At 29.2% G+C, this 797-nt stretch carries 1 protein-coding gene; it reads left to right on the top strand.

The features are described 5' to 3' along the window. Positions 1–797: ankyrin repeat domain-containing protein (locus NF27_RS00180; RefSeq protein ID WP_039454522.1), on the top strand; the 797-nt coding region annotated here is incomplete at both ends.

Raw genomic sequence — 797 nt, 5'->3', positions numbered from 1 at the left:
AAACCTGAGTTCATTAATTCATCAAATAAATATGGAGCCAATGCATTTTTACTTGCTGCCTTGGGTGGTAGTTTAGATGTAATGAAATATCTTTTACAACTTAAACCTGAATTTATAGATTCAGTAGATAAAGATGGAAAAAATGTATTTTTACGTGCTTCATTGGGTGGCAGCTTGGATATGATGAAATATCTATTACAACTGAAATCTGAGTTTATAGATTCAGTAGATAAAGATGGAGACAATGTATTTTTATATTCTACTTTTAAAGATCACTTAGATGTAACTAAATATCTCTTAGAGCTAAAACCTGAGTTTATAGATTCAGTAGATAAAGATAGAAGCAATGTACTTTTAATTGCTTCATTGGGTGGCAGCTTGAGTATGGTAAAATATTTCTTCGAGCTTAAACCTGAGTTTATAGAATCAGTAGATAAAGATGAAGATAATGCTTTCTTACTTGCTGCTAGGAATGGAAATTTAGATGTAATGAAATATCTATTACCTCTGAAACCGGAATTTATTAACTCAATTAATGCAAAAGGCAATAATGCTTTCTTGGTTGCTTCTATACATGGTCATTTAGATGTAATAAAATATCTTTTACAAATAAAACCTGAATTCATAGATTCATTAAATAAAGATGAAGATAATGCTTTCTTATTTGCTGTTCGGCATAGGAAATTAGATATAATGGAATATCTATTATATCTGAAACCGGAATTTATTAACTCAATTAATACAAAAGGCAATAATGCTTTCTTGGTTGCTTCTATACATGGTCATTTAGATGTAAT

The organism is Candidatus Jidaibacter acanthamoeba (genome assembly GCF_000815465.1).
In the GTDB taxonomy this organism is placed as follows: domain Bacteria; phylum Pseudomonadota; class Alphaproteobacteria; order Rickettsiales; family Midichloriaceae; genus Jidaibacter; species Jidaibacter acanthamoebae.
The sequence above is the reverse complement of the archived record's forward strand: the minus strand, read 5'-3'. Positions and strand labels throughout refer to the sequence as shown.